The following is a 25,289-nucleotide window of genomic DNA, read 5'->3' as shown; positions in this document are numbered from 1 at the left end:
GGGGCAGTTGGAGTGTCTTTGAGGGATGGGGATTTTAAAAGGCTATACTCGCCTACCTCGCCCCAAACCCAGTCAGCATGGTCCTCACCGTCAGGAACACCACCATCAAATCGAGATAGAGTGAGCAGTTCTTGATGTAGTAGAAGTCATGTTCAATCTTGATCTGCGTGGCGTCCGCGTCTGCGGCGTAGCCATGTCGAACCTGCGCCCACCCGGTGATGCCCGGCTTAACAACATGGCGATAGCTGTAAAACGGGATTTTGCGGTCGAATTCCTCGACAAAGGCAGGTTGTTCCGGGCGAGGGCCAATCAGGCTCATTTCGCCTTTAATTACGTTGAGAAATTGCGGTAACTCATCAATGCGCAGTTTCCGGATGATTTTGCCGAATTTGGTGATGCGGGGGTCGTCTTCACCGGCAAATTGCTGGGAGGCCTCCCGGTCAAACCGCATGCTTCGAAACTTGTAGATGGTGAAAGGCCTGTTCCCTTGTCCAACACGCGTTTGGCGATAAATGATGGGGCCGGGGCTTTCCAGCCGTATCAGCACGGCCGTGATCAGACAGATAGGGATCACGACAGGCAGAGTGAGCAGCACAACGACCCAATCCATCAGCAACTTGACGCGCTCATACATAGGGGTGGGCAACAACGATCCGATATTGTTCTCGGACATCCTGTTTATTTTGACCCTGCCCGAGAATGACTCGTACACCAGCTTCGCGTCGTACACCGCCACCCGATTGAGCGCACATCGTGTCAGAAAACGCTCTGTCGCTTGATCCAGACAATCAAAATCGGCGACCACGGCATCGTAACGCACGCTTTCCAGGTCCAGACTTTTGATTTCCCGTGCATCGACATTGGAAAGCGTCAATACGTCGGTCGCCATGCCGCCCCGAATGACGGCAAGCTTCAGGCGTCGATACTTATAGGTGGAAATATGTTCCAGGTGGAACCAGGCCAGTGCGGCCACGCCACAGGTAACGAGTATGAACCGTGAAATCTCGATACGCAGCAACAATGCTATCAGTGCCAGCAGCATATAGATAGCGATCACCTGCGGTGCTATGAAGTAGCCCGAACGGCCGCCTGGATAAATTGCAGAAAGTCGCCTGACGGCAAAATGCGAAATCACAAATGCGATCGTAGTTACGAATATCGCCGTCCTTTGTCCTTGGTTGGAGACCAGCACGGTCTGGCTACCCCAGTAGAACATCAGGGGTAAAAGTACGGAAACAGACCAGCCGAGTATCAGCGAGAGCCCGCGAGACAATAATATCTGTTCGTGCAGCTTGTGAAATCGACGGTTGGGTAACATGGTCATCGCGTATTGGCCCTAGCCTAAAGCATTGGCGGGGATGGTTCAGGCTTTCTTCAACATCAGGCGGCCAAGCACCAGCATTATGCCCAGCATGAGGCCCACAGCGAGTCCCAGCGCTGCAATCAGGCTTTTTCTCGGTTTTACGGGACTATCAGGCGCCTGTGCTGCCGAGTCGATACGGGCGACGGTAAGCTGTTCCTGATCCACGATGATGCTTTTGAGCAAGATTTGCCTCTTGAGGAGATCTGGCAGTTCGTCGATGTAAGCGTCGTCGTCCTCGCGCTTTCTGAGTTGATCGATTTCGGAGCGTAACGCCTTTGCGCCGCGCAGATAGGTCAGATCACTATTCAAGAATGTACCAGAACGGCCCCGACCATCGCCTATGTAAATCAGTGACATGCCCTCGCGAGGCGATTCCAGGCCAATCGATTCGGCAATATGAAGGGCGTTCTGCAAGCGGATCAGATTTGACTCACGAGACGCTTTGGCAACCATTCTCAAGGTTGCGATCTGATTGTCCACACCCTGTTTGCGAATCTCTATTTCGCCTTTCAGATTGTCAAGCAATATTGTTTTGGTGGCGTCAATGGCCAGCGCTACATAGCGGTTTGACCAATCGGCGATCCGGCCTGGATCTGTGCCTTGTATCGTCACGGTGGCGCTGGCGTCCGCCTGGGTAGGCAGTGTGATACGCATGCTGTTTTCCAGGCGCCTCCACAGGCTCTGGGCGCTCGCGTTGCTTTCTTTGGACATCACCGGGAGATAGTAGGTTTGAAAGAATTTTTCTCTGGTTGCCGTCGATCTGAGTTGCATGATGAATGCTGCATAGGCGTCATTAGGCGAAAGAGTCCCTATGTTCTCAGCGGATTCGTTATTGAGCATGTCATTGATAGCGGCACCGGTGACTTGGCTGGCGGCGTTGTAGTTGACCAGTCCACTCGCAGTCGGCGGTAAGGTTCTGGCCGTCGCCTCATACACGGGCGTTGCTGTCAGCGCGTACGCGACTGCAATACAGGTAACCAGAGCAGTGATGCCAAGAACAATCCACTTGGCATTCCACAAGGCGCAAAGGATTTCGGCCAGATCTACTTCGCCTGACTGTGATCGTGTATCGGTTCCGTGTTTGTCCACTCTAGCTCCGGGAATAATATGTTGTCGTCAGGACGGGGGTGGCCCGCAGGGGCTGCTGGACACCGATGACATTATACGTGCACGCTGTTACAAGAATCATCCCGTAAGGAACAAGGAGTGTTAGCAAGTACTTCTCTTTATTGATGAGGCATGCTGCGTGTATGATCCCTGAATCTCATTTTGCGCAACTTTCTGTTGCGTTGGATTCCCCTCATAAATTCGCCGGCTCTAATTCTCGACAGTGTCCATCAATAGCAATACATACAGAAAAGACATAGATGGTCTACGTGCCGTTGCCGTACTTTCGGTGCTTTTCTTCCATATTGATTACCGTCTGATTCCCGCTGGCTATATCGGGGTGGACATTTTTTTCGTGATATCGGGATTTCTCATCACCCGGATTATCGTTCGCGAGATGGATGCACACGCATTTTCCTTTGGTCGATTCTATGCCAGACGGATAATGCGTATCCTGCCTGCGTTTTTTACGGTTGTATTCGTCACGCTTGCCATAGCCATGGTGCTGTTGCTCCCGGCGGACATGCGCGATCTGGCTGTCTCGGCAAGATACGCCGCCTTTTTTGCCTCCAACATCTTCTTTGCGCGTGATCGAGGGTATTTTGATGCGGCTTCAGATGAGCTTCCACTTTTGCATATGTGGTCCTTGTCAGTCGAAGAGCAATTCTATTTTTTATGGCCCTTATCGCTTGTCGGCCTTTTTTTCGCGATGCGCCGGTTAAATGCCTTTTCATCCAGGGTTCACCGTGGGTTTTTTGCCGGTGTAGCCTGTTGTTTGATCCTGATTTGTTTTGTCTGGACGCAGTATGCAATGGAACAAGCAGGATCTCGAGAGCATCTGTATTTTCTTTTACAGTCGAGGTTTGGCGAGCTGATGATCGGGGCGCTGGCTGCATTCTTGGGTCAGCCCAGGTCCTCACGGTGGACGGGCGTTTTTTCATTGACTGGCCTGGCGCTAATTATTGCCCCAATGTTTTTGCTTACCAAGGAGTCGATGTATCCCGGATATAACGCGCTGGCACCTTGTCTGGGTGCAGGGTTAATCTTGTATCTGGGGCAATGCAGTAACTACCGGAGTACATGGGCCAGCAAGCTCCTCAGTTTGAAGGCAATGGTGGCTGTCGGCCTGATTTCTTACTCGCTCTATTTATGGCATTGGCCGGTTCTCGCATACATGCGCTACGTCTATGGGCGTTACGCCCTGCCGATGTCATGGCAGTTCACGGCCATTGCAGCAGCATTCCTGTTCGCCGGATTGAGCTATACGTGGGTCGAGCAGACGACCCGCAGGCGACGGATATCATTTGGGCGAGCTTTTTTCTGGTTTTACCTGTTGCCAGTGGCAGGGATGTTGGTGCTTCTTCAATCGACCACGGGTCAGTCCCCTACTGAGGGTGGGCATGGCCTAGCACTCACGAGCTACGGAGAGGACGTTTGCCATGGCAATTTCGACAAACGATGTGTGAGGGGCGATCCAACCAAGCCGGCACGCATCCTGGTTACTGGGGATTCGCACGCGGCTTCGCTCAATGCATTTGTGGACGTGGTGGGCCGATCAGAGGGTTGGTCGGCAAGAGTGCTTACGGGGAGCTCGTGTTCGCCCGTGTTTAAATTTGACGAACAAGTGTTACCCGGATTCGCCAGGAAACCTTGCAATGAGCTAAAACAATACTTTTTGGCAAATTATGCACAGTATGATGCGGTGGTTTTCACGTCTTTCTGGGCATTTCAGTTGGGATGGACGGAAGATGCCGCGGATCCTGATTATCTGGCTAAATTGACCGACACCCTGGCGACGATTGCACAGACGGTACCCGTATATATATTGTCAGATGTGCCTCGCCTGACGATATCCCCGTTCCGGCTGGCCCATTTTCAGAAAATTGGTCTTCATATTGAGCGCCAGCCCTCTGACGAGGCCAGCAGGGCAAATCTGGTAGTGAAACAGGCAGTCGAGGGTATTCCGGGAGTCAAGTGGGTAGACCTGACACCAGCGGTGGGTCGTTTCGTTCAGCGCAGCCTGTACGATGGGCTACCAGTCTACTTTGACGATCAGCATCTGAATGTATATGGAAGCACGCAGTTGGGTCGCATTTTTTCCGGCTCACAACGCCTAATCCCATGAGTGGCAGACTTAATCCCCCCTCGAGACACTGAGTTCAACATCGCCAAGGGTGTCGCCGTGTGTGGGTGGCCGAACTGACTCGCTGGGCGGCGTGGCATGGCTGAAGCGATGCCACGCTACTCCGCTGCGGTGTATCATCGAACACAAATGCCCATTGTGTTCCACCATAACGCGCCTGTAATATGACCCTCTACAAACTCGGCGAACTCGCCCCTAAAATACACGATTCCGCCTTCATCGCCGCCGAAGCCACCATTATTGGCTTGGCGGAACTCCATGCCCGCACCAGCATCTGGCCGGGGGCCGTCATTCGCGGAGACAACGAGCCTATCATCGTTGGAGAAGGCTCCAACGTGCAGGAAGGCGCGGTACTGCATACCGACCCTGGGTGTCCGCTCACCATTGGCAAGGACGTCACCATCGGCCATCAGGCCATGCTGCACGGCTGTACTGTCGAGGACGGTGCGCTGATAGGCATCCAGGCGGTCGTCCTCAACAATGCCGTGATAGGCAAGGAAAGCCTGGTAGGGGCGGGCGCGGTGGTCACCGAGGGCAAGGTGTTTCCGCCACGTTCGCTGATTCTGGGAGCGCCCGCCAAGGTAGTGCGGACGCTGTCCGACGACGACGTGGCAGGCTTGCTGAAGAACGCCCGCACCTATGCCGAGCGCGCTGCACGTTATAAAACGGATTTGACCCCCCTCTAACACGCATGAAACCTTCGGCGGGCGCCAGCGCCGGAATGAAGCTGGCAAGCGCGGCAGTCCAGCCCTTAACAGGCATCGGTCTACTGGTGGCTTCGGTCTGGGCGCTGTCAGGGCTGGACGCCAGTGGCAAATACGTGATGGGTACGGGCGTTCCCCTGCTGGTGCTATGTCTGGTTCGCTACCTGGTGCATCTGGTTTTGGTGTTGGCGCTGGTGGTGCCTGCCAAGGGCTGGCGCATGCTCCGGTGTCAACGGCCCTGGGCGCAAACCGCGCGTGGCGCGTCCATGCTGCTGGCCACCATGTCGTTTTTCACCACGCTGCACTATTTGCCGCAAGCGCAGGCGACCGCGATCAATTTCCTGGCGCCTTTGTTGGTGCTCGCGGTTGCGCCCTGGGTGCTGAAAGAGCCCATGCGCGTATCGCGCTGGGTGGCTGCGGGAGTGGGTTTCCTGGGGGTTTTGGTGGTTGTCCGTCCGGGTTCCGGCCTGGATCATGTGGGCACTATGTTCGGCTTGCTCACGGCATGTATTCTTTCCGTTCAGTACATCACAACGCGGCGCGTGGCCGTGGACGATCCGTATACGTCGCTGATCTGGAGTGGTGCGGTGGGTAGTGTGGTGATGCTGTTGGCGCTGCCGTTTATCTGGGGCGACGTCATCCACACGTTTGTCCAATTGTCTGGCTGGCAATGGCTGATACTGTTGGGGACAGGCTTTTGGGGGGCCTTGGGGCACTTGCTGCAGATCCAGGCGTATCGGTGCGCTCCCGCTTCCCTGCTTGCGCCCTTTGTCTACCTCCAGATTATCAGTGCCGCAACGCTGGGCTGGCTGATCTGGGGGCAGTTTCCGGACGGGCTATCCTGGCTGGGAATAGGCATTGTTTGTATGAGCGGGATAACCATTGCCATGGTGGAATGGCGCAGGCGTAACCTATAATCCGCCCATGACGAAACGAATCCTTATTGTCCGCACGTCTTCCTTGGGCGACCTGGTGCATATGCTGCCGGCCATATCGGACATCGCGCGCCACGTTCCAGGCGCACAGATCGACTGGGTGGTCGAAGAAGGTTTTGCCGAAATCCCGGCGTGGCATCCCTCCGTCCATGAGGTCATTCCAGTGGCGCACCGCCGCTGGCGCAAACATTGGTGGTCTGCTGAGACCCGGGCGGAGCGCGCAGCGCTGCGTCAAAAGCTGTCCGAGCGCGAATACGATATCGTGCTGGATATGCAGGCGCTCATGAAATCTGTTTGGCTGGTACGGCAGACGCGCGGCCAACGCCACGGGCTGGATCTGCGCTCGGCGCGCGAGCCGCTGGCTTCGTTTTTTTATGATGTTAAACACACAGTGAAGTTCTGGCAGCCTGCGGTAACGCGCCAGCGCGAGCTGGCTGCCGCTGCGTTTGGCTATGTCTACGAGGGTTCTCCGGATTTTGGCCTGGAAGCCATCACCAATGGCGTGACGGTAATGCCCTATGCGGTGATCATGCCCTCGGCCAGCCGGGACGACAAGCTCTGGCCCGAGGCCGACTGGCACCGCGTGTTTACTCGCCTGCATGAGCATGGGCTTTCGCTCAAGTTGTTGTCCGGCAATGCCGCCGAAACCGCGCGTGCGAAAAGTCTCGTGGCCGGCGATGAGCAGGCTGAGGTTTTGCCGCGCATGAGCCTCACGGATGTGGCCAAGGTGCTGGCAGGTGCGCGCATCATGGTGGGGCTGGATAGCGGCCTGACACATTTGTCCGCCGGCCTGGGGCGGCCTACCATAGGCATCTACAAGGCATCCACGCCTGTGCGAACACCGCTCGAGGGACCTGCGTATACGGCAAGCCTGGGCGAACGCGGCAGCGCGCCTTCTGCGGAAACCGTGCTGAGTGCCATCGGACAAGCGCTTGATTTTGACGATTCTTCACATGCCCAGTTCACGGGTGGTGATATCGTCTCATAGTGGCCAGATAACCGTGCAAGTGGCCTTTTGTTGTTCGCGGCTTATTATTCGAACCTTACGGCTGATGGCGGACCATTCTTGAATCGTTTTCTTTATACCACCCTCATACGCGTTCTCTCTCCAGGCCTGCTGGGCTGGATGGCCATGCGTGCGCGGCGTGTTGGAGGCGATTGGGGGGTGTGTTCGGGCGTGCGGTTCGGCCGTTATACCGGTACAAGCTCGCTTCGATCGCCGGTTTGGATTCATGCGGTCAGCCTGGGCGAAACGCGTGCTGCCCAACCGTTGCTGCATGCCTTGCTTGAGCAGGGCGAAGATGTCCTGTTGACACACATGACCACAACGGGCCGCCAAGAGGGCGCCCGTGTGTTCCAGGAGGCCATCTCCGCCGGGCGGTTGGTTCAGCAATGGCTGCCGTACGACTTTCCGGGCGCTACGCGCCGTTTTATTGCCCATTACCGGCCCAGCGCCGGGATATTGATCGAGCGCGAGGTGTGGCCGAACTTGCTGGCGGCCGCGCAAGAGGCGAGAGTGCCCATGATGCTGGCAAGCGCCCGGTTTTCGGATCACGCGCTGCGTCAGAGCTTGAGGTTGGGCAGTGTCATGCGCCGAGCCTATGCCAGTTTCGTTGCGGTTTATGCGCAGTCGCTACAGGATGCCCAGCGGCTTGAGCAAGCCGGCGCATCGGCGGTCAGGGTCTCGGGCAATTTCAAGTTCGATATTTCGCTGCCGGCAGACAAGATCCAGCGCGGCCGCGAATTTGGCGCCGCGTTAAAGCGCAAGGTCATTGTGATCGCCAGTACGCGCGAAGGCGAGGACGAGCTGTTCATCAAGGCGCTGGGCAAACAGGTCAAGCGGGCACGGGCACAGGGCAAAAACCTTTCCGAGCAGGTATTGTTCTGTCTGGTGCCGCGTCATCCCGAGCGATTCGACACGGCGGCTACGCAGCTGTCGCAGGCGGGAATCTCCTATGTACGGCGCTCGCAATTGATAGAGGCTGGCGATTGCAGTTCGACAGCACTGCGCGCCAGCAATAATACGGCGGTTCTGCTGGGTGACAGCCTGGGCGAGATGCTGTGGTATTACGCGTTGGCACAGGTCGCTGTTGTGGCAGGCAGCTTTCAGCCGCTGGGGGGGCAAAACCTGATCGAGGCCTGCGCGATCGGAACCCCGGTCATTGTGGGGCCCCACACGCGCAATTTTGAGCAGGCAGTGGTGGATGCCATGGACGAGGGGGCCGCGCTGCGCGCGCCCAATGCCGAAGCGGCCTTGCAACTGGCTCTGCAATTACTGGATGATCCGCAGCGCTTAAGCCGTATGGGCCAGGCCGGCACGCATTGGGTGCAGAAGCATGCCGGCGCAGTTGTACGGGTGACGACCGGATTGAATGAAATCAGGCAGCACGGCGCCAGGCCGTGATTCAGTGTTCGAGCCCGTGGTATTTGCGCCCTAATTCAATGGTGGCATGAAAAAAGCCTGCCTTGCTGCCGCAGTCGTACCGCATCCCGTCATATTCCAGCCCGAATACTGCTTTCTCCTGCAGCAGGCTGGCGATACCATCAGTCAGTTGCAACTCGCCGCCCACGCCGGCCGTGATCTGGCGCAGGTGCTTGAAGATTTCGGGTTCCAGCACATAACGGCCAACCACGGCAAGCGTAGACGGCGCTTTTTCGGGCGAGGGCTTTTCAACGATGCCGGCGAGCCGGGTCGTTTTGGCGCCGATGCGCTCGCCTGAGATGATGCCGTATTTCTGGGTGTTCTCGGGCGCCACCTCTTGTATGGCAAGTACGCTGCCGTTTTGTTGATGGGCGGTGTCGATCAACTGGCGGGTAACCGACACATTCGCGTCGATCAGGTCGTCGGCCAGCAGCACAGCGAAAGGCTCGTTGCCGACGATAGGCGCGGCGCACAGCACGGCGTGGCCCAAGCCTAGCGGCGCTGACTGCCGGGTGTAGATACAGTTGACGTTGGGCGGGATGATATTGCGCACGATCTCCAGCAGCTCATGTTTGTTTTTGGCCTCGAGGTCGGCCTCCAGTTCGGGCACTCTGTCGAAGTGGTCTTCGATCGCACGTTTGTTGCGGCCTGTGATGAAGATGAGGTCGGTGATGCCGGCAGAAATCGCTTCCTCGACGGCATACTGGATCAAAGGCTTGTCCACGATGGGAAGCATTTCCTTGGGCATGGCCTTGGTGGCCGGCAAAAAGCGGGTGCCCAGGCCCGCGACAGGAAAGACTGCTTTACGAATTGGCTTCATGGTTGGATAGCTCTTTATGTGTACTGCAGGTGGATGTTAAGCCATGATGAATTCTCATGTTTGATGTTTCAAGGCAATTCTCATGCCCGAGCCTGCGCGTTATACTGCTTCTATGCGTTCACTGTTTCTCATCATCCTGCTGGCCAATCTGGGCATACTGGCGTTTGGCCAGGGTTTTTTTGGGCCTCCGCCCAGCGAGCAGGGCCGCGAACCGCGCCAGTTGTCGGAACGGCACCAGAATGCCATTGCGCTAGGTGTGCCCACGGTTATCCAGCCAACGCGCTAGCATCCTCCAAAAGCAGTTAGCCGTGCCAGCCCGTCAAGTACGGGCGCGCTCAGCCAGGTCGCGGGTTCGCTCGCTTGCCCGAGATCAGCCTGCGCCCGCGCCAAGGTGCGTTGTACTTCATTGTCTACGATGGGCCATCCTCCGCCGCTGCAGAAAACGCGCGGGGCGCGCCCATAGCGTTCCAGCCCTTCTCGCCATTGGCGCAGGAGCGCGCCAGCCTGTGCGGCAGCGATACCGCTGGTAATGGCTCCATGCGTATCCAGAGGGTACGCAGTCGCGGCACCCTGCGCCATAGGAAGATTGGCGGTACCGGATGCAAGGCTGTCCCGCATCAGCATAGGGCCGGGAAAGATCAGGCCGCCCTGAAAGGCCAGTGTGCCTTGATCGTCCAGCGCCAGCGTATCGATGGTGGTGGCGGTGCCAAAGCTGGCAAGCATCAGGGGAAGGCCCGTCTCGGCATGCGTGGCCATGCCGATCATGGATACCCAGCGATCCGCGCCCAGTTGTGCCGGGTTGATGTAGGCATTGCGCACGCCTGCAGCCTGCGGTTCGCTGCCTATCCAGTGTACGCTCAGCCCTAGGCGTGCCTGAAGCATCGCCTGTAGCCGGTCTGCGAGCTCTGGCCCCGCCACATTGACGCCGATGGCTTGCGATGCTGCATGGTTCGCGCTGGCGTGCAGCCAGGCGGCGAGCTGATCGAGCTCGCCGTGGCCAATGGCGAGCGTGTCGGGATCGCGTACGCCGGTCTGGGCATCTGCCCAGCCGCACTTGATGCGCGAGTTGCCCGCATCGATCAGTAGTGTCTTCATCGTGGATATTCCTGGCGTGGCCGGACGGAGACCTCTCCGACATTGATGGCCGTTTCGCCTTCGGGAGTGCGCAGGAGCAACTGCCCCTGGCTGTCGATGCCGCTGGCGATCCCCGCCATGATCAACTTGTCCTGATCAAGGATGTGGACAGGCTGCCCTGTCAGGGCGTCCACGTTGGCATAACGCGCCGGAAGCGAATCAAATCCATGCGCCGTTACATCGTTCAAGCTGTCATACCAGGCTGTGGCAATCTTGGCAGTGATCTGGGCGGGGCCGGCCCGGAACGCCTGGTTGTCTTCGCGTGTGATTTCGGACCAGTCCGCGACACGGCGATTGAGCGATTGGCTCAGTGCGCGGGCGTCTTCGAGGTTGATGCCCATGCCTATGATGGCTACGTAATGGTCGGGAGACAGGCGCGAGGCGCCGGCGCGTGTGGTTTCAACGAGGATGCCCGCCAGTTTGGCGTCTCGCCACTGGATATCATTGGGCCATTTCATCGTCAGATTCAAGCGTTGCGCCGGGGAGAGCAGCCCGCGCAATGCTTCGCAGGCGGCCACGCCAACCAGCGGCGAGAGCGTCGGCAGGCGGCGCGGGGGCAGGAACACATCGAAAGCGCAGGAAAACATCAGATTGGCGCCGGCCCGGTTTTGCCAGCTGCGGCCTCCCCGTCCACGGCCTCTTTCCTGCAGGTGCGCGCCCAGCAGCCAGGGACGCGCCAGTTGGCCTTGTTCGGCGCGTGCGAGTGCCATGAGGTCCGCATTGGTTGAGATTGTGGACTGCACCCACGAGACCCGCCTGAATCTTGGCAGCGCAGTGGTCAGTTGAGCCGTCATTTGATCAGGTTCGGGCAGGGCGGGAGTGGTGTGTGCGTTCATGGCTAGCGATGATAAACCGCCTTGGCGGTCGGTGTCTGGTTGGCGGGCTGGCGTAAAATGGGCGGGCCTGCGGGCGCGTTCTCGGGACCTTCCCCGAATACGCTGACTTGATTACTAATAACGTGAGCTGTCAATTATGCTTGTTCGTACCCAGAAAATGTCGTTCGATGGCCTGGCGGGTGCTATTGAATGCATTATCGACCTGCCGGGCGATACGCCGCGCGGTTGGGCCCTGGTGTTGCACCCTCATTCGCTCCATGGCGGTTCGCGCGACAACAAGGTGGTGACGACGATTGCGCGAGCCTGCGTGCAACACGGGCTGGTTGCAGTGCGCCCCAACTTTCGCGGGGTGGGCGAGTCTGCGGGCGAGTTTGATGCGGCGGTGGGTGAAACCGGCGACATGGCGCAGCTTGTGGGCCAGTTCGAAGAGGCGTTCCCGCAAGCCGCGGGCGGCAAGTGGGTGTTGGCCGGATTTTCTTTTGGCACCTCGGTCGCGGCCCAGTTGTACTCCGCCCGTGCTGAACAGAACCTTACGGTGCCCGATGCGCTATTATTGTTCGGTTCTGCGGTGGAACGCTTTCGGTTTCGCGATATCGCTGTGCCCGAGCATACGATGCTGGTGCACGGAGAAGCCGACGAGGTTGTCCCGCTTTCCGAAGCCATGGATTTTGCCCGCGCGCACGAATTGCCCGTGGTGGTGGTGCCGGATGCCAGCCACTTTTTCCATGGCAAGCTGTTGACGCTCAAAAACCTGCTGCAGCAGCGGCTGCTTGCGGTGTGATTCCTTCTTTTTAATGACAATATTGCCGATGATCCCAGAACTTTTCCGCTTTTCATCCTCCCGGTTGACGCAGGTGGCTGCTGGCGCAGCGCTTGCCCTGGCGCCTATCCTGGCTTCTGCGCAAAGCGCGTCAGCGCCTGAGCCGGCCGCTTCCGCAGTAACGACGCCCGCCACTGGCGAGCTGGCCACGGTCGGGCAGATGTCTACTGTGCCCGCGCCCACGCTCACCGCCAAGGCCTGGCTGACGCTGGATGCCACAAGCGGCCAGGTGATCGCCACGCAGAATCCAAACGAAAAGGTCGAGCCGGCGTCGTTGACGAAGATCATGGCGGCGTATGTGATTTTTGATGCCATCGAGAATAACCGGCTGTCCCTGGACCAGAAGGTGAATGTGTCAGAAAAGGCCTGGAAGACGGAAGGCTCGCGCATGTTCATCAAGCCCAATACGCAGGTTTCGGTCGACGATCTGCTCAAGGGCGTTATTGTTCAGTCTGGCAATGATGCCACCGTGGCCTTGGCTGAGGCGGTTGCAGGCAGCGAAGGCGCATTTACCGCCCTGATGAACGAAGAAGCCGCAAGACAGGGCCTGAAAGACACTCACTTCGAGAACTCCACCGGCCTGCCGGGGCCAGCGCATCTGACCACCGTGCATGATCTGGCGATCATGGCGCGCAATCTGGTTACCCGGTTTCCCCAGTTCCTTCATTACTACAGCCAGAAGGAATACACCTATAACAACATCAAGCAAAACAATCGCAACCGCCTGCTCTGGACAGACCCGACGGTCGATGGCCTGAAGACCGGGCATACGCAGTCCGCCGGCTATTGCCTCGTCTCCACTGCGCTGCGTGACGGCCGCCGTGTCGTATCGGTGGTTGTCGGCGCGGCCAGCGATGCGGCGCGAACCGAAAACAGTCTGAAGCTGCTGAACTGGAGTTTCCAGAACTTTGACACGGTCAAACTGCTGGATAACGACAAGCCGGCGGTGGCTGCACGCGTGTGGGAGGGCGAGGCCGAAACCGTCAACCTGGGTACGCCTACGGCGACGTGGGTCACAGTGCCGCGCGGCAAGGCCGCAGAGGTCACGCCGGTTGCGCAGTATGCCCAGCCTCTGGTTGCCCCGCTGACCAAGGGCACCAAGGTCGGCACGGTTTCGCTGTCGCTCGATGGCAAGGTGCTGCGCGAAACGCCTTTGTATGTGCTCGACGATGTGCCGCAGGCCGGATTCTTTGGGCGGATCTACGACAAGATTCGTTTGATGATGCAGTAATTCCAGGGCCGGCCAGGTGGGCCGGCCTGTTGTCCTTTTGAGGTGTAGAGAGATCATGATTCCCGATGTCGATAACGACAGCATTGCCTACCTGAACGGCGAGTTTGTTCGCCTTGCGGATGCCCGGATTTCCGTGCTCGACCGTGGCTTTATCTTTGGTGATGGCATTTATGAAGTCGTTCCGGTATATAACGGCAAGCCATTTCGCATGGAGGGGCACCTGGCGCGTTTGGCGCGGAGCCTGGCGGCGATTGGCATCCAGGCAGACATGACGCCTGCCCAGTGGGAAGCATTGGTCGCTGATCTGATTGCGCGCGCCGGCAAGGGCGACTGTATGGTCTACTTGCAGATTACCCGTGGCGTGGCCAAGCGCGAACACGCCTTTCCCAATAATGTGGCACCCACCATTTTTGCGATGGTTACACCCTTTAAGCGTCCCGGCGCGGAGCTTCGGGAAAAGGGCATGTCAGCCGTGGCCATCCCTGATATTCGCTGGTTGCATTGCGAGATCAAGTCCGTGTCATTGCTGGGCAATGTCCTGGCCAAGCAGCACGCGGTTGATGCGGGGGTGGACGAGGTGCTGCAGTTTCGCGAAGGCTTTCTGACGGAGGGCTCGTCCTGCAATATATGGATCGCCAAAGATGGCAAGTTGCTGGCCCCGCCGCGCAGCAATCTGATCCTTGAAGGCATACGGTATGGGCTGCTCGAAGAGCTGACCACCGCAGCGGGCATTGCGTTCGAGGCGCGGCCGATCGCCCGGTCCGAGGTCGATATTGCCGACGAGATCATTCTCACCTCTGCCAGCAAGGAAATTCTGCCTATCACTCATTTTGAAGGCAAGCCCGTGGGCCCAGGGGTGCCCGGCCCTGTTTATACAACGCTGCGTGCAGCATACGACCGCGCCATCGACGCGTTATAGCCATGCCAGAAATTCCACCCGAAGAGTCCCTGATCGAGTATCCCAGCGACTTCCCCATCAAGGTGATGGGCAAGTCACGCCCGGATCTGGCGCAGGTGCTCACAGAGATCGTCAAACAGTTCGATCCGGATTTTGATCCGGCTACTGTCGAGATGCGGCCCAGTCGCAATGGCAATTACATCGGCCTCACGTTTACCGTGCGCGCCACGTCGCGCGAGCAGCTCGACGCCTTGTATCGTGCCTTGCATGGCCATGAAATGGTTTCCATGGTGCTGTAGGGGGTACCGTCGTGTCTCAAGCGATTCCGGTCAAGTGGTTGCCGCGTCCCAGTCCGTATGTACCGGTGTGGGGCGAGATGCGAGGCTTTACCGAATCTCGTGACACCCACAGTCCCGACGAGATCTGGCTGGTCGAGCACATGCCGGTTTACACGCTGGGGCAGGCGGGCAAGCCAGAGCATGTACTCGATCCGGGCGGCATTGATGTCGTGCGCACCGACCGTGGCGGACAAGTCACCTATCATGGCCCTGGCCAGGTGGTTGCGTATTGCATGGTTGATCTGCGCCGCCATGGCCTGTTCGTCAAGGAATATGTCGCCTTGCTTGAAGATGTCCTGATTGATTTTCTGGACACGGTCGGGGCCACCGGGGCCTGTCGCAAATCCGGGGCGCCGGGTGTTTATGTGCCGGGCAAACGTGGCGAGCTGGCCAAGATTGCCGCCTTGGGCATTAAAGTGCGAAATGGCTGTACCTATCATGGCTTGGCGCTTAATGTAGACATGGATTTGGCCCCCTTTCTGCGGATCAACCCCTGCGGTTATGAAGGGCTCGAAACCATTGACCTGCGATCCTGTGGCGTTGAAATGACCCTGGAGGAAGCAGGCTGGCAACTGGGCGAGCGATTGGCGCAGGCATTCGAAGCCTGTATGCCGCACATCCACACATAAGGGAGACATGGCATGGCAGCAGACGATGATCTGGTATTGGTGGCAAACGACCATGGCGTAGTAACGCTGACGCTGAACCGGCCCGATCAGTTCAACGCCCTTTCAGAAGAAATGCTGGGTGCCCTGCAACGGGCACTGGACAGCGTCGCGGCGGACGACGATATCCGGTGTGTGGTGCTGGCCGGAAAGGGGCGTGCCTTTTGTGCCGGGCACGATCTGAAACAAATGCGAGCCAACCCGGATCACGCATATTACGGAAAGCTTTTTTCGCAATGCGGGCGCGTGATGCAGAGTATTGTCAATCTGCCCGTGCCGGTCATTGCGCGCATTCAGGGCACCGCCACCGCCGCCGGTTGCCAGTTGGTTGCTTCGTGCGATCTGGCGGTAGCATCGCATGCCGCCAGGTTTGCAGTGTCGGGCATTAATGTCGGGCTGTTTTGCGCGACGCCTGCGGTGGCGCTCACCCGCAATGTGCCGCTGAAAAAATCATTTGAAATGCTGGTAACGGGGCAATTCATCAGCGCCGATGACGCCGTGCAAAGCGGTCTGATCAATCGCGCGGTACCTGCCGATGAGCTCGATGCCGAGGTAACCGCCCTGGTGGAGGCCATCTGCGGCAAGAGCGCTGTGGCGGTGCGGATGGGCAAGGCCATGTACCGCCGCCAGCTTGGGATGGACCTGTCGCAGGCCTACGACTATGCCGGCCAGGTGATGGCCGACAACATGATGGCCGAAGACGCGGCCGAAGGCATCGACGCATTTATCCAGAAGCGGCCTCCCGTCTGGAAAGGACGCTAGCCAGGGAAGGACCACGGCCGTGCCGGGCGCGATTGGCAGGCGGCCATGCAGTGTGATCAGCGCTGGCTAGGGCGCGGGAAGCGTCAATTCAGGCGACGCCTGCCATATGCGCCTGCTCGTCCGCATGGTACGACGAGCGCACCATAGCGCCGACCGCCGCATGGGTAAAGCCCATCGCATACGCCTCGCGCTCCAGCATCTTGAAGGTGTCGGGATGCGCGTAACGCAAGACAGGCAGGTGATGCTCGGAAGGCTGCAGGTATTGGCCGATCGTGAGCATGTCCACGTTGTGCGCACGCATGTCGCGCATCACTTGCAGGATTTCTTCGTCGGTTTCGCCCAGGCCCAGCATCAGGCCGGACTTGGTGGGCACCTCTGGATGCAGTGACTTGAATTCAGCCAGCAATTTGAGCGAGTGCTCGTAGTTTGAGCCCGGACGTGCCTGCTTGTACAGGCGGGGCACGGTTTCCAGGTTGTGGTTCATGACGTCGGGCGGGCCTTCGTTCAAAATGGCCAGGGCGCGATCCAGACGCCCGCGAAAATCGGGAACCAGCACTTCGATGCGGGTAGAGGGAGACAACTCGCGCACCTTTTGGATGCATTCTACGAAGTGCCCGGCGCCGCCGTCGCGCAGGTCATCGCGATCAACGGACGTGATCACAACATAGGACAGCTTCATGGCGGCAATGCTGCGCGCCAGATTGACGGGCTCGTCGACGTCCAGGGGATCAGGGCGTCCGTGGCCCACATCACAGAATGGGCACCGGCGCGTGCACTTGTCGCCCATGATCATGAAGGTGGCGGTGCCCTTGCCAAAGCATTCCCCGATATTGGGGCATGACGCTTCTTCGCAAACCGTATGAAGATTGTGTTCGCGCAGGATCTTCTTGATGTCGTAGAACCGCGAGCCGGGGGCGGCTGCCTTGACGCGTATCCATTCAGGCTTTTTCAGGCGCTCGGCCTGCACCACCTTGATGGGAATGCGCGACGTTTTGTCGCCCGACTTCTGCTTTTGCGTAGGGTCGTAGGCGGTATCGCGCGGACGCACGGTGGGTTGCGGGACGGGCTGGTCAACAGTTGTAGTCATATCAATGGTTTCCTGCGCACAAGCCTCAGCTTTTACGCGCTTGAAGCGGGGGGCGTGCTTCACGCCCGACAAGGCTCTAGTGTAACGCCAGCGATGCTTTGGTGACCAATCGGGTGTAACAAACGGAATCCATCGGGTGCTGCCGCCGTCGGTCAAGTGCCAAACGCGCCGATGGCATAGGGCAATGCAGGATTGGCATGCGCTCATCGGGAAAACACTTATCTTTTTACGCAGTTCCTCTCGCTACACTCGCTCCATGCCCCTGGCATGGCGCGGTTTTTTTCGTAGGACACTTCGCTCAGTTTTCCGCAAACGTATCCTCATAACATAGGAAGGCAGCATGACTATGAAGCTAATAAGCAGGACCCTACTCGTCTCGGCATTGGCGGCGAGCTGTGTCGCCTATGCAGGTCTGGCGCAAGCGCGCGATCTCACGATTGCCCTGCGCTCGGAACCGAGTTCCATGGATCCTCAATTCCACTCCCTTACCCCCAATACGCAGATGTCCGAAACCATCTTCGACCCTTTGGTGCGAACTGATGGGGACGCCAAACCAGTGGCCTGCCTGGCAGAGTCATGGACGGTAGATGGCAATGTCTGGACATTCAAGCTGCGGCCAGATGTGAAGTTCTCCGACGGCACGCCCTTTACATCGGAAGACGTTTTGTTCACCTATGACCGCGTGGCCAAGGTACCCAACAGTCCCTCGTCCTATGCGCTCTACCTGAGCTCGATAGAAAAGGTCGAAGCGCCGGATGCGCATACCGTCAAGATCACCACCAAAGGCCCTTCGCCTGTCCTGCTGCCCAATTTGTCGCTCGTGCCCATCATGTCGAAAAAGGCTGCCTCGGGCCCCGCGCCCGAAGGCAAGACAACGGTGGAGCTCAATCGCGGTGATGGCCTGATCGGCACCGGCCCCTACAAGTTTGTCTCCTGGAAGCGGGGCGCCGAAATCGTGCTCGATCGCAACGAGAATTACTGGGGCACGCCACCGGCCTGGGATAAGGTCACATACCGCCCGATTACCAATTCTGCCGCGCGTGTGGCGGCCTTGCTGGCGGGCGATGTGGACGTCATCGAGGACCCTCCCACCGACGATCAGGCGCGCCTGAAGAAGGACAAGAACCTGTACTTGCAGGAAACGCCTTCGGTGCGGGTTATCTATCTGGCTTTGAATCAGGCGGATGAGCCGCCCAAGGGCATGACGGGCACCGACGGCAAGAATCCGCTCGCCGACAAGCGCGTGCGCGAAGCGCTGTCGCTGGCGCTGGATCGCAAGGCCATTGTCGAGCGCATTATGGATGGCGCAGGACTGCCCGCAGCCAACCTGTTGCCATATCCCGCATTTGGCACCTCCAAGGAGCTGTCTCAGGCGCCGGCGGCGGATCCCGAGAAAGCCAGGCAACTGCTGGCCGAGGCGGGGTACCCTGACGGGTTTACGATGACGCTCGGGTCGCCCGATGGTCGCTACACCAACGACAAGCGCATCGCGCAGGCCGTCGCGGCAATGTGGGCGCGCATAGGCGTGAAAGCCGAAGTCGAAACCATGGCGCCACCGGTGTTTTTCAAGCAACGCAACGCGTTTGCCTTCAGCAGCTATCTGGCTGGCTGGTCGGCGTCGTCTGGCGAAATGCTTAATCCGCTGATGTCGTTGGTGGTCACCAAGAATCCGGAGGAAGGGTTGGGGACGACCAATTGGAGCAAGTATTCGAATCCGGAAATGGACAAGGTCGTCATGGAAGCGTCCAAGATGCTTGACGACGACAAGCGTTCGGAACTGCTGCAAAAGGCCAGCGCCATGGTCATGTCGGATTACGGCATTTTGCCCTTGCAGTTTGAGTTGTCTGTATGGGCCATGAAGAAGGACATTCGTTATGGAGGCCGGGTTGACCAAATGACGCTGGCTCAGGACATGACGTTGGCCAAGTAAGGGCGGCCACCTGTGCTTTCAACGATAGTCCGACGTCTACTGCAAACGCTGCTGGTGGTACTGGTGATGTCGGCGCTGGTGTTCGCCGGTCTGTATGTGATCGGCGACCCAGTGTCGATGCTGGCCAGCCCCGAGGCCACCGACGCTGAGCGCGCCGCGATCAGCAAGGCCCTGGGGCTGGATTTGCCGCTGTGGCAGCAATACGGCATTTTCCTGTCCAAAGCCGTTCATCTGGACTTTGGCAGCAGCTTCCTGACGGGTGAGTCCGCCATGAGGCTGATTCTGGAGCGCATGCCCGCCACGCTGGAGCTGGCGACGCTGGCCATGTTTATGTCGGTGCTGATAGGCGTGCCGCTTGGCATCTATGCAGGCCTGAAGCCGCGCAGCACCAGCGCGCGCACCATCATGACAGGATCCGTGCTGGGCTTTTCGCTGCCCAATTTCTGGGTGGGCCTGATGCTTATCATGCTGTTTGCAGTCATGCTGGGCTGGCTGCCAGCAGGCGGACGAGGGCCGGTGGAGTCATTCGGCCCTATCCAGCTCAGCGTTTTCAACTGGGAAGGTTTTAAAAGCCTGATCCTGCCCGCGGGCACGATCGCCGTTGCCAAGTGTGCGCTCATCATCCGCGTGACGCGCGCGGCCACGCGCGAGTGCCTGCCGCAGGACTACATCAAGTTTGCGCGCGCCAAGGGGCTGCGCGAAAAACGGGTGCTGGGCGTGCACCTGCTCAAGAACATCATGATTCCCATCGTGACCATTGGCGGCCTGGAGTATGGCCAGGTGTTTGCATTTGCCGTGGTGACGGAAACCATTTTTTCCTGGCCGGGAATGGGCAAGTTGCTGATTGATTCCATCATTACGCTGGATCGCCCTGTCGTGGTGGCTTATCTGATGCTGACCGTGGTATTTCTAGCGGGGCTTAATCTGATCGTGGACATCGCCTATACGGTGCTGGATCCGCGTGTGCGGCTGGAGGGGGCGTGATGGCAAGCGAAGACAGCGCGGTTGCCTTGCCGCTCCCCGCCCACGAAAGCCTCTGGCGCGTGTTTGTCTCACAGTTCGTCTCCAGCAGACTGGCGATGGCGGGGTTGGTGCTGCTCGTCATCTTTATATTGCTGGCGGTGTTCGCGCCCTGGATTGCCCCGCAGAATCCGTATGACATCGCGACGCTGGACATCATGGACTCCAAAATGCCGCCAGGTACTGCCAATATGGATGGCAGCCTGACGTACTGGCTCGGCACCGATGGTCAGTCGCGCGATGTGTGGTCTGCCATTCTCTATGGTCTGCGCATCAGCCTCGTGGTTGGCCTGGTGTCGGTGTCGGTGGCGTTTTTGATTGGTGCCGCGGCGGGCTTGATTTCGGCGTATTTCGGGGGCCGCATCGACGCCATCATCATGCGTATTGTCGATATTCAGCTGTCTTTTCCCTCGATACTGGTGGCGCTGGTGCTCCTGTCCATACTCGGCAAGGGCGTCGATAAGGTTATCTATGCATTGATCGCAGTGCAATGGGCGTATTTTGCGCGGGCGGCGCGTGGCGCCGCGATTGTGGAACGCAATCGCGAATACGTCGAAGCGGCCCGATGTATGTCCTTGTCCTGGCATCGCATTCTATGGCGGCATATTTTCCCCAACTGCGTGCCGCCTTTGATGGTCATCGCCACCATCGACCTTGCGCATGCGATTGCGCTGGAAGCCACGCTGTCTTTTCTCGGCGTGGGCGTGCCGGTTACGCAGCCCTCCCTCGGCATGTTGATTGCCAATGGCTTTGAGTTCCTGCTTTCGGGCAATTACTGGATTTCGTTCTTTCCCGGGCTGGCGTTGGCCCTGGTGGTGGTGGCCATCAACCTGGTGGGCGATCATTTGCGCGATATCCTCAACCCGCGCAACGAGGTATAGGAGCGATGATGCCAGGATTTGCCGGATTCACCGCTTCTTTGCACGCCTGTCGTCGCGATGCCCTGGGCCCCTTCGAGGGAGGCGCGACCGCACAGGCTGGCGGGGCGGCTGACAGCGGTGCGGCGGGTACCGAAGATCTGCTGTTGGACGTACAGGGTCTGAAGACCTGGTTTCATACACGCGAAGGCATCGTCAAGGCGGTGGACGGTGTCTCGCTGCAAGTGCGGCATGGCGAGATACTGGGTTTGGTCGGCGAGTCGGGCTCAGGCAAGAGCATTACCGGTTTCTCCTTGATGCGTCTGGTGGATGCGCCCGGGCAAATACAGGCCGATCGCATGATGTTCAATGGCCAGGATTTGCTGACCTTGTCCGCGGAGGGCTATCGGCGCTTGCGGGGGCGCGATCTGGCCATGATCTTCCAGGATCCGATGATGACGCTGAACCCCACGCTGCGCGTCGATACGCAGATGATTGAGGCGGTGCAGGCGCACAATCGGGTGTCGCGCAAGGCGGCCAGGGACAGGGCGGTTCAGGTGCTGGGCATGGTGGGTATCCCGTCACCCGCCGAACGCCTGCTGGTTTACCCCCATCATCTTTCCGGCGGGATGCGGCAACGCATTGCGATTGCCATTGCGCTGCTGAACGAGCCCAAGCTGATTATTGCCGACGAGCCCACGACAGCGCTGGACGTCACGATACAGGGCCAGATTCTGTATGAAGTGCAGAAACTGTGCCGTGAGATGGGAACCGCACTGATATGGATTACGCATGATCTGGCGATTGTGTCAGGCCTGGCGGACAGGCTGGCCGTGATGTATGCGGGGCGCATCGTTGAGACGGGCCCCACGCCGCGTATCATTGGCTCCGCGCGGCACCCTTATACGCATGGGCTGATCTCTTCCATCCCTTCCATTCATACTCGCGGCAACGAGCTGTTCCAGATCCCGGGGACGACGCCATCCTTGCTCGAATTGCCGCCTGGCTGTCCTTTTCAGGCGCGCTGCTATCGTGCGACGAGTGTCTGTGCGACCGATCCGGCATTGGAAGCAGTAGAGCCTGAACATTGGGCCGCGTGTTGGCATAAGGGGGTGCAGGCATGAGCGCTGCCCCGGCAATTCTTAGCCTGCACCAGTTGCGGCGCGATTACACGCAGCCTTCAGACCTTGTGGATCGCGTCGGTAGAATGCTGCGCGGCGCGGGGAAACCGCCAGTCGTTCAGGCTGTGGCCGGGGTGGATCTCGAGGTGCGGTCAGGCGAGGTAATCGGTATCGTGGGTGAGTCGGGCTGCGGAAAATCCACGCTCGGGCGCATGATTACCGGCATATTGCCGCCCTCCGCCGGCGATATCCATTACAAGGGCAAATCGCTGGCCGCGATGTCTGCCTCTGAGCGCCATACATTTGAGCTGGATGTGCAGATGATCTTCCAGGACCCGTTTTCGTCGCTGAATCCGCGCATGAGGGTACTGGATATCATCGGCGAAGGGCCTGTTGTGCATGGGCTGGTTCCACGCCGAGGCATGGAAAATCATGTGGTGCAGATCATGCGTAAAGTGGGGCTGGATCCGGCGTATCGCTTTCGCTATCCTCATCAGTTTTCGGGTGGCCAGCGTCAGCGCATAGGGGTTGCGCGCGCACTGGCGGTGAATCCATCGGTGATCGTCTGCGACGAAGCCGTTGCCGCGCTGGATGTATCCATACAGGCGCAAGTGCTGAACCTGTTCATGGCCTTGCGCAAGGAATTTGCGCTGACGTATTTGTTCATCAGCCATAACCTGGGCGTGGTCAGCCATATTTCCGATAGAGTTGCCATCATGTATTTGGGGCGTATCGTGGAGATCGCGGACACGGATACGATTTTCAGCGGCGCGCATCATCCCTATACCCAGGCCTTGATCAAGGAACTGCCGTCACTGCGCACCGACCAGCGTCAGTTCGATCCGATCAAAGGGGAATTGCCCTCGCCGCTCAATCCTCCGCCGGGCTGCCCGTTTCACCCGCGATGCCCTTATGCCATGCCGCGCTGCAAGACCGAGCGTCCCGAGTTGCGGTCGATTGCCGCCATCCCGGGGCGGGCTCCGCAATCCGTTGCGCACTTGAGTGCCTGTCACCTGGATGATGAAACCAGTTTGCGGGTCATGCGCGAGCTGGGGGCGGTTACGGCCAACGAGACAACCAACGAGGAAGAGACATGAAATTCGCCGATTCGGAGTTCGATCCCTATGTGCTGTCGTATCCCACCAGCAGTTCCATCCCCCTGATCTGCGACTCGCCGCACAGTGGGACGATGTATCCGGCCGACTTCCAGCCGGTGCTGGGCATGCCTATTCTGCGCTCCGGGGAGGATACCTTTGTGGATGAGCTCTGGCAGGCCATTCCCGCAGTGGGCGGCACGCTGTTGGCGGCGAATTTTCCGCGCAGCTATATAGACCCCAATCGTGAGATGGACGATATTGATCCAAACATCTTGGCCGAGCCATGGACCACGACACTGCATCCATCGGAAAAATCCAGGTTGGGCCATGGGTTGATCTGGAGCCGCGCGGGCGGGCAGCCTATCTATGATCGCAAGCTGTGGGTGGCCGAAGTGGAGAATCGCATCGGCACGTATTACCAGCCGTACCATGATGTCTTGCGCAAGACCATCGAAACCGCACACGAACGGTTCGGCATTGTATGGCACTTGAATTTGCATTCCATGCCGGCGAACTCTTATGAGATCCTGGAGATAGATACGGACAAGCCGTTGGCCGATTTTGTGCTGGGGGACCGTGACGGCACAACCTGCGACCCCACGCTTGTTGGCGTGATCGAGGATTTTCTGTTGGATCGGGGCTATACCGTGGCGCGCAATGACCCTTTCAAGGGCGTGGCGTTGATTGCGCGCATCGGACGACCGGAAGAGAACCGTCATAGCCTGCAGATCGAGATCAATCGCGCCTTATATATGAATGAAGAAACCTACGAAAAATCAGAAAACTTCGAGAACCTACAGCGCGATCTGTCTGAACTAAGCGTGCATGTGGCGCAGTTCGTGCGCTCTGTGATGTAAGCCGCTCAAATGCGTGACTGGCACAGCCATGGGCCGCGTGCATTGCGGATTATCCGGCCCGGGGCTTGAAGCGCCAGGCGCAGTCGCGCGGGGTGTGCGCAGCCAGTGCAGCGTGATTCATGCCTGGCAGGCGTCGACAAAGCTGTAGCCAGGGGAAAGTCCCGGGTGTTCGTACACTTGCCAGCGAATGTGGTCCTGGTCGACATGGATGTCTGCCGTGGCCATGGTGTTCTCGTTGTCGCTGTCGTCTGGCGCGTTGCGATAGATGGGCAAGGCAGCGTTAGCCTGATCGGCCAGGACAGCAAGCGGGCTGACATCCGGGTTGTGGGCCAACATGGCCTCGCCACGTTGTTGCCGCTGCAGCGAGGAATCGGTAATGACCTGCGGCAGGTCGAGCATGTTTGCATGGATAGCGTGGTTGGCATGCAGCGACGGTTGCTGCATGGTCTGCACGGAAACCTTGTTTGCGTTGAATTCTATGCTGAGCAGTTCGGTGCGCCCGCGTTGCGCCAGGCTGAGGTGAAAGCCGCCGGAACGCGGCGTGCCTTTGAGCAGCGATAGGGCTGCGTCAAGGGTGGATTGTTCGAGCAGGGCGCGGGTAATGACCATGCGGGGAACGCCTGCCGTGACTTTGCGCGAGCGCAGGTTGTTGACGGTCATGGCCAGCCCCGCCTGTGTGACGGCAAAGGTGTGCCCCGGTATGGACGCCGGGTAGACAAAGGACGCGAAGCGACCAGCGCCTTCGGGGGCGAAGAGCCCGATGCCGCAGTAGCCCAGGAAGCCAGGGTCGCCGTCTTCGTTGTGGGTGATGCGCGGCCCATTGGCAGATGGCCGCAACACCGTGGTGCAGCCATCGGGCGCCATGGCCCAGAGGTCGCCCCGGCAGTTCCAGAGAAAGACGTCGTTGGCGTCCAGCTCCAGGCCTTCGGCCAGGCCGATGATCTCTTGTTCGATGCGGGGAAAGCGTGTTTGCACCAGGTTGCGCATGGCTGCGGCAGCATCGCTGCCGCGCCAGGCCATGACGCTGTCCCATGAGGCAGACGTGATCAGGTGATTGTGCGCAGCCTGGGCGCCGAACCGGCCCAGGGCTTTGCCGATGTGCCAAGGCGAGCCGGAGAGTTCAAGTAGCGAAAGCATGAGCG

25 protein-coding genes are annotated in these 25,289 nt (G+C 58.8%); 18 read left to right on the top strand and 7 right to left on the bottom strand.

The window, feature by feature from the left end:
- Nucleotides 1-52 precede the first annotated feature (52 nt).
- Together ERE07_RS12650 and ERE07_RS12645 are read right to left on the bottom strand one after the other, a co-directional pair.
- Nucleotides 53-1,318 carry an exopolysaccharide biosynthesis polyprenyl glycosylphosphotransferase gene (locus ERE07_RS12650; RefSeq protein WP_209021141.1) on the bottom strand — a complete coding sequence of 422 codons (1,266 nt, stop codon included), beginning with the start codon at nucleotides 1,316-1,318 and terminating at the stop codon, nucleotides 53-55.
- Between the two features lie 45 nt (nucleotides 1,319-1,363).
- The gene (locus tag ERE07_RS12645) at nucleotides 1,364-2,452 is read right to left on the bottom strand and encodes an LPS O-antigen chain length determinant protein WzzB (protein ID WP_130009256.1); all 1,089 of its coding nucleotides are present in this window, start codon (nucleotides 2,450-2,452) and stop codon (nucleotides 1,364-1,366) included.
- Between the two features lie 241 nt (nucleotides 2,453-2,693).
- On the opposite strand from ERE07_RS12645, the gene ERE07_RS12640 reads away from it, so the two are divergent.
- The 5 genes from ERE07_RS12640 (at nucleotide 2,694) to ERE07_RS12620 (ending at nucleotide 8,656) form a co-directional block, all read left to right on the top strand.
- Nucleotides 2,694-4,595: an acyltransferase family protein gene (locus tag ERE07_RS12640; protein WP_130009255.1), complete on the top strand. Its 1,902-nt coding sequence runs from the start codon at nucleotides 2,694-2,696 to the stop codon at nucleotides 4,593-4,595.
- 182 nt (nucleotides 4,596-4,777) lie between these two features.
- Nucleotides 4,778-5,299 (top strand): gamma carbonic anhydrase family protein, encoded by a 522-nt coding sequence (locus ERE07_RS12635; RefSeq protein WP_130009253.1) that lies wholly within the window; start codon nucleotides 4,778-4,780, stop codon nucleotides 5,297-5,299.
- Nucleotides 5,300-5,304: 5 nt separating this feature from the next.
- A complete protein-coding gene (locus tag ERE07_RS12630) occupies nucleotides 5,305-6,234 on the top strand; it encodes a DMT family transporter (RefSeq protein ID WP_130009251.1) in 930 nt (309 codons plus the stop codon).
- A 7-nt stretch (nucleotides 6,235-6,241) separates the two neighbouring features.
- A complete protein-coding gene (waaC, locus tag ERE07_RS12625) occupies nucleotides 6,242-7,240 on the top strand; it encodes a lipopolysaccharide heptosyltransferase I (protein ID WP_130009250.1) in 999 nt (332 codons plus the stop codon).
- 78 nt (nucleotides 7,241-7,318) lie between these two features.
- Nucleotides 7,319-8,656 carry a 3-deoxy-D-manno-octulosonic acid transferase gene (locus tag ERE07_RS12620; RefSeq protein ID WP_130009248.1) on the top strand — a complete coding sequence of 446 codons (1,338 nt, stop codon included), beginning with the start codon at nucleotides 7,319-7,321 and terminating at the stop codon, nucleotides 8,654-8,656.
- Nucleotide 8,657: 1 nt separating this feature from the next.
- Here the strand turns inward: ERE07_RS12620 and galU are convergent, their stop codons facing one another.
- Nucleotides 8,658-9,494, bottom strand: a complete 837-nt coding sequence (galU, locus tag ERE07_RS12615) for a UTP--glucose-1-phosphate uridylyltransferase GalU (protein ID WP_130009246.1) — start codon at nucleotides 9,492-9,494, stop codon at nucleotides 8,658-8,660.
- Nucleotides 9,495-9,576: 82 nt separating this feature from the next.
- Here galU and ERE07_RS12610 point away from each other — a divergent pair, with 82 nt between their 5' ends.
- Entirely contained in the window at nucleotides 9,577-9,780 is a 204-nt protein-coding gene (locus ERE07_RS12610) for a hypothetical protein (RefSeq protein WP_130009245.1), read from the top strand.
- On the opposite strand, the gene ERE07_RS12605 is transcribed toward ERE07_RS12610, so the two are convergent.
- Nucleotides 9,777-10,589 (bottom strand): type III pantothenate kinase, encoded by an 813-nt coding sequence (locus ERE07_RS12605; RefSeq protein WP_130009243.1) that lies wholly within the window; start codon nucleotides 10,587-10,589, stop codon nucleotides 9,777-9,779. The genes ERE07_RS12610 and ERE07_RS12605 overlap by 4 nt on opposite strands.
- Nucleotides 10,586-11,464: a biotin--[acetyl-CoA-carboxylase] ligase gene (locus ERE07_RS12600; protein ID WP_130009241.1), complete on the bottom strand. Its 879-nt coding sequence runs from the start codon at nucleotides 11,462-11,464 to the stop codon at nucleotides 10,586-10,588. The genes ERE07_RS12605 and ERE07_RS12600 overlap by 4 nt, the downstream gene beginning before the upstream one ends.
- Before the next feature lie 136 nt (nucleotides 11,465-11,600).
- Here ERE07_RS12600 and ERE07_RS12595 point away from each other — a divergent pair, with 136 nt between their 5' ends.
- Genes ERE07_RS12595 through ERE07_RS12570 form a run of 6 tightly spaced genes read left to right on the top strand, consistent with a single transcriptional unit; the run spans nucleotide 11,601 to nucleotide 16,178 of the window.
- Nucleotides 11,601-12,245: an alpha/beta hydrolase gene (locus tag ERE07_RS12595; protein ID WP_130009239.1), complete on the top strand. Its 645-nt coding sequence runs from the start codon at nucleotides 11,601-11,603 to the stop codon at nucleotides 12,243-12,245.
- 28 nt (nucleotides 12,246-12,273) lie between these two features.
- Nucleotides 12,274-13,515: a D-alanyl-D-alanine carboxypeptidase family protein gene (locus ERE07_RS12590; protein ID WP_245153692.1), complete on the top strand. Its 1,242-nt coding sequence runs from the start codon at nucleotides 12,274-12,276 to the stop codon at nucleotides 13,513-13,515.
- Nucleotides 13,516-13,570: 55 nt separating this feature from the next.
- Nucleotides 13,571-14,434, top strand: coding sequence for a D-amino acid aminotransferase (locus tag ERE07_RS12585; RefSeq protein ID WP_130009236.1), 864 nt, complete (start codon nucleotides 13,571-13,573; stop codon nucleotides 14,432-14,434).
- 2 nt (nucleotides 14,435-14,436) lie between these two features.
- A complete protein-coding gene (locus ERE07_RS12580; RefSeq protein ID WP_130009234.1) occupies nucleotides 14,437-14,712 on the top strand; it encodes a DUF493 family protein in 276 nt (91 codons plus the stop codon).
- Nucleotides 14,713-14,723: 11 nt separating this feature from the next.
- Nucleotides 14,724-15,380, top strand: a complete 657-nt coding sequence (gene lipB, locus ERE07_RS12575) for a lipoyl(octanoyl) transferase LipB (RefSeq protein ID WP_130009232.1) — start codon at nucleotides 14,724-14,726, stop codon at nucleotides 15,378-15,380.
- Nucleotides 15,381-15,392: 12 nt separating this feature from the next.
- Complete coding sequence (locus tag ERE07_RS12570) at nucleotides 15,393-16,178, top strand: enoyl-CoA hydratase (protein WP_130009230.1); 786 nt, start codon at nucleotides 15,393-15,395, stop codon at nucleotides 16,176-16,178.
- An 88-nt stretch (nucleotides 16,179-16,266) separates the two neighbouring features.
- On the opposite strand, the gene lipA is transcribed toward ERE07_RS12570, so the two are convergent.
- Nucleotides 16,267-17,265, bottom strand: a complete 999-nt coding sequence (lipA, locus tag ERE07_RS12565; RefSeq protein WP_130009228.1) for a lipoyl synthase — start codon at nucleotides 17,263-17,265, stop codon at nucleotides 16,267-16,269.
- Nucleotides 17,266-17,611: 346 nt separating this feature from the next.
- On the opposite strand from lipA, the gene ERE07_RS12560 reads away from it, so the two are divergent.
- Genes ERE07_RS12560 through ERE07_RS12535 form a run of 6 tightly spaced genes read left to right on the top strand, consistent with a single transcriptional unit; the run spans nucleotide 17,612 to nucleotide 24,147 of the window.
- Nucleotides 17,612-19,195, top strand: a complete 1,584-nt coding sequence (locus ERE07_RS12560; protein WP_130009439.1) for an ABC transporter substrate-binding protein — start codon at nucleotides 17,612-17,614, stop codon at nucleotides 19,193-19,195.
- 12 nt (nucleotides 19,196-19,207) lie between these two features.
- A complete protein-coding gene (locus ERE07_RS12555) occupies nucleotides 19,208-20,179 on the top strand; it encodes an ABC transporter permease (protein ID WP_130009226.1) in 972 nt (323 codons plus the stop codon).
- Nucleotides 20,179-21,096: an ABC transporter permease gene (locus ERE07_RS12550; RefSeq protein ID WP_130009224.1), complete on the top strand. Its 918-nt coding sequence runs from the start codon at nucleotides 20,179-20,181 to the stop codon at nucleotides 21,094-21,096. Before ERE07_RS12555 ends, ERE07_RS12550 begins: the two co-directional genes overlap by 1 nt.
- A 5-nt stretch (nucleotides 21,097-21,101) precedes the next feature.
- Nucleotides 21,102-22,196 (top strand): ABC transporter ATP-binding protein, encoded by a 1,095-nt coding sequence (locus tag ERE07_RS12545; protein ID WP_245153691.1) that lies wholly within the window; start codon nucleotides 21,102-21,104, stop codon nucleotides 22,194-22,196.
- Complete coding sequence (locus ERE07_RS12540; RefSeq protein ID WP_130009222.1) at nucleotides 22,193-23,290, top strand: ABC transporter ATP-binding protein; 1,098 nt, start codon at nucleotides 22,193-22,195, stop codon at nucleotides 23,288-23,290. The genes ERE07_RS12545 and ERE07_RS12540 overlap by 4 nt, the downstream gene beginning before the upstream one ends.
- Nucleotides 23,287-24,147, top strand: coding sequence for an N-formylglutamate amidohydrolase (locus ERE07_RS12535; protein ID WP_130009220.1), 861 nt, complete (start codon nucleotides 23,287-23,289; stop codon nucleotides 24,145-24,147). Before ERE07_RS12540 ends, ERE07_RS12535 begins: the two co-directional genes overlap by 4 nt.
- A gap of 117 nt (nucleotides 24,148-24,264) precedes the next feature.
- Here the strand turns inward: ERE07_RS12535 and ERE07_RS12530 are convergent, their stop codons facing one another.
- The gene (locus ERE07_RS12530; protein WP_130009218.1) at nucleotides 24,265-25,284 is read right to left on the bottom strand and encodes a C45 family autoproteolytic acyltransferase/hydrolase; all 1,020 of its coding nucleotides are present in this window, start codon (nucleotides 25,282-25,284) and stop codon (nucleotides 24,265-24,267) included.
- Nucleotides 25,285-25,289 lie beyond the last annotated feature (5 nt).

The organism is Allopusillimonas ginsengisoli (assembly GCF_004153455.1).
In the GTDB taxonomy this organism is placed as follows: domain Bacteria; phylum Pseudomonadota; class Gammaproteobacteria; order Burkholderiales; family Burkholderiaceae_B; genus Allopusillimonas; species Allopusillimonas ginsengisoli.
This window is presented reverse-complemented; position numbering and strand designations above follow the sequence as displayed.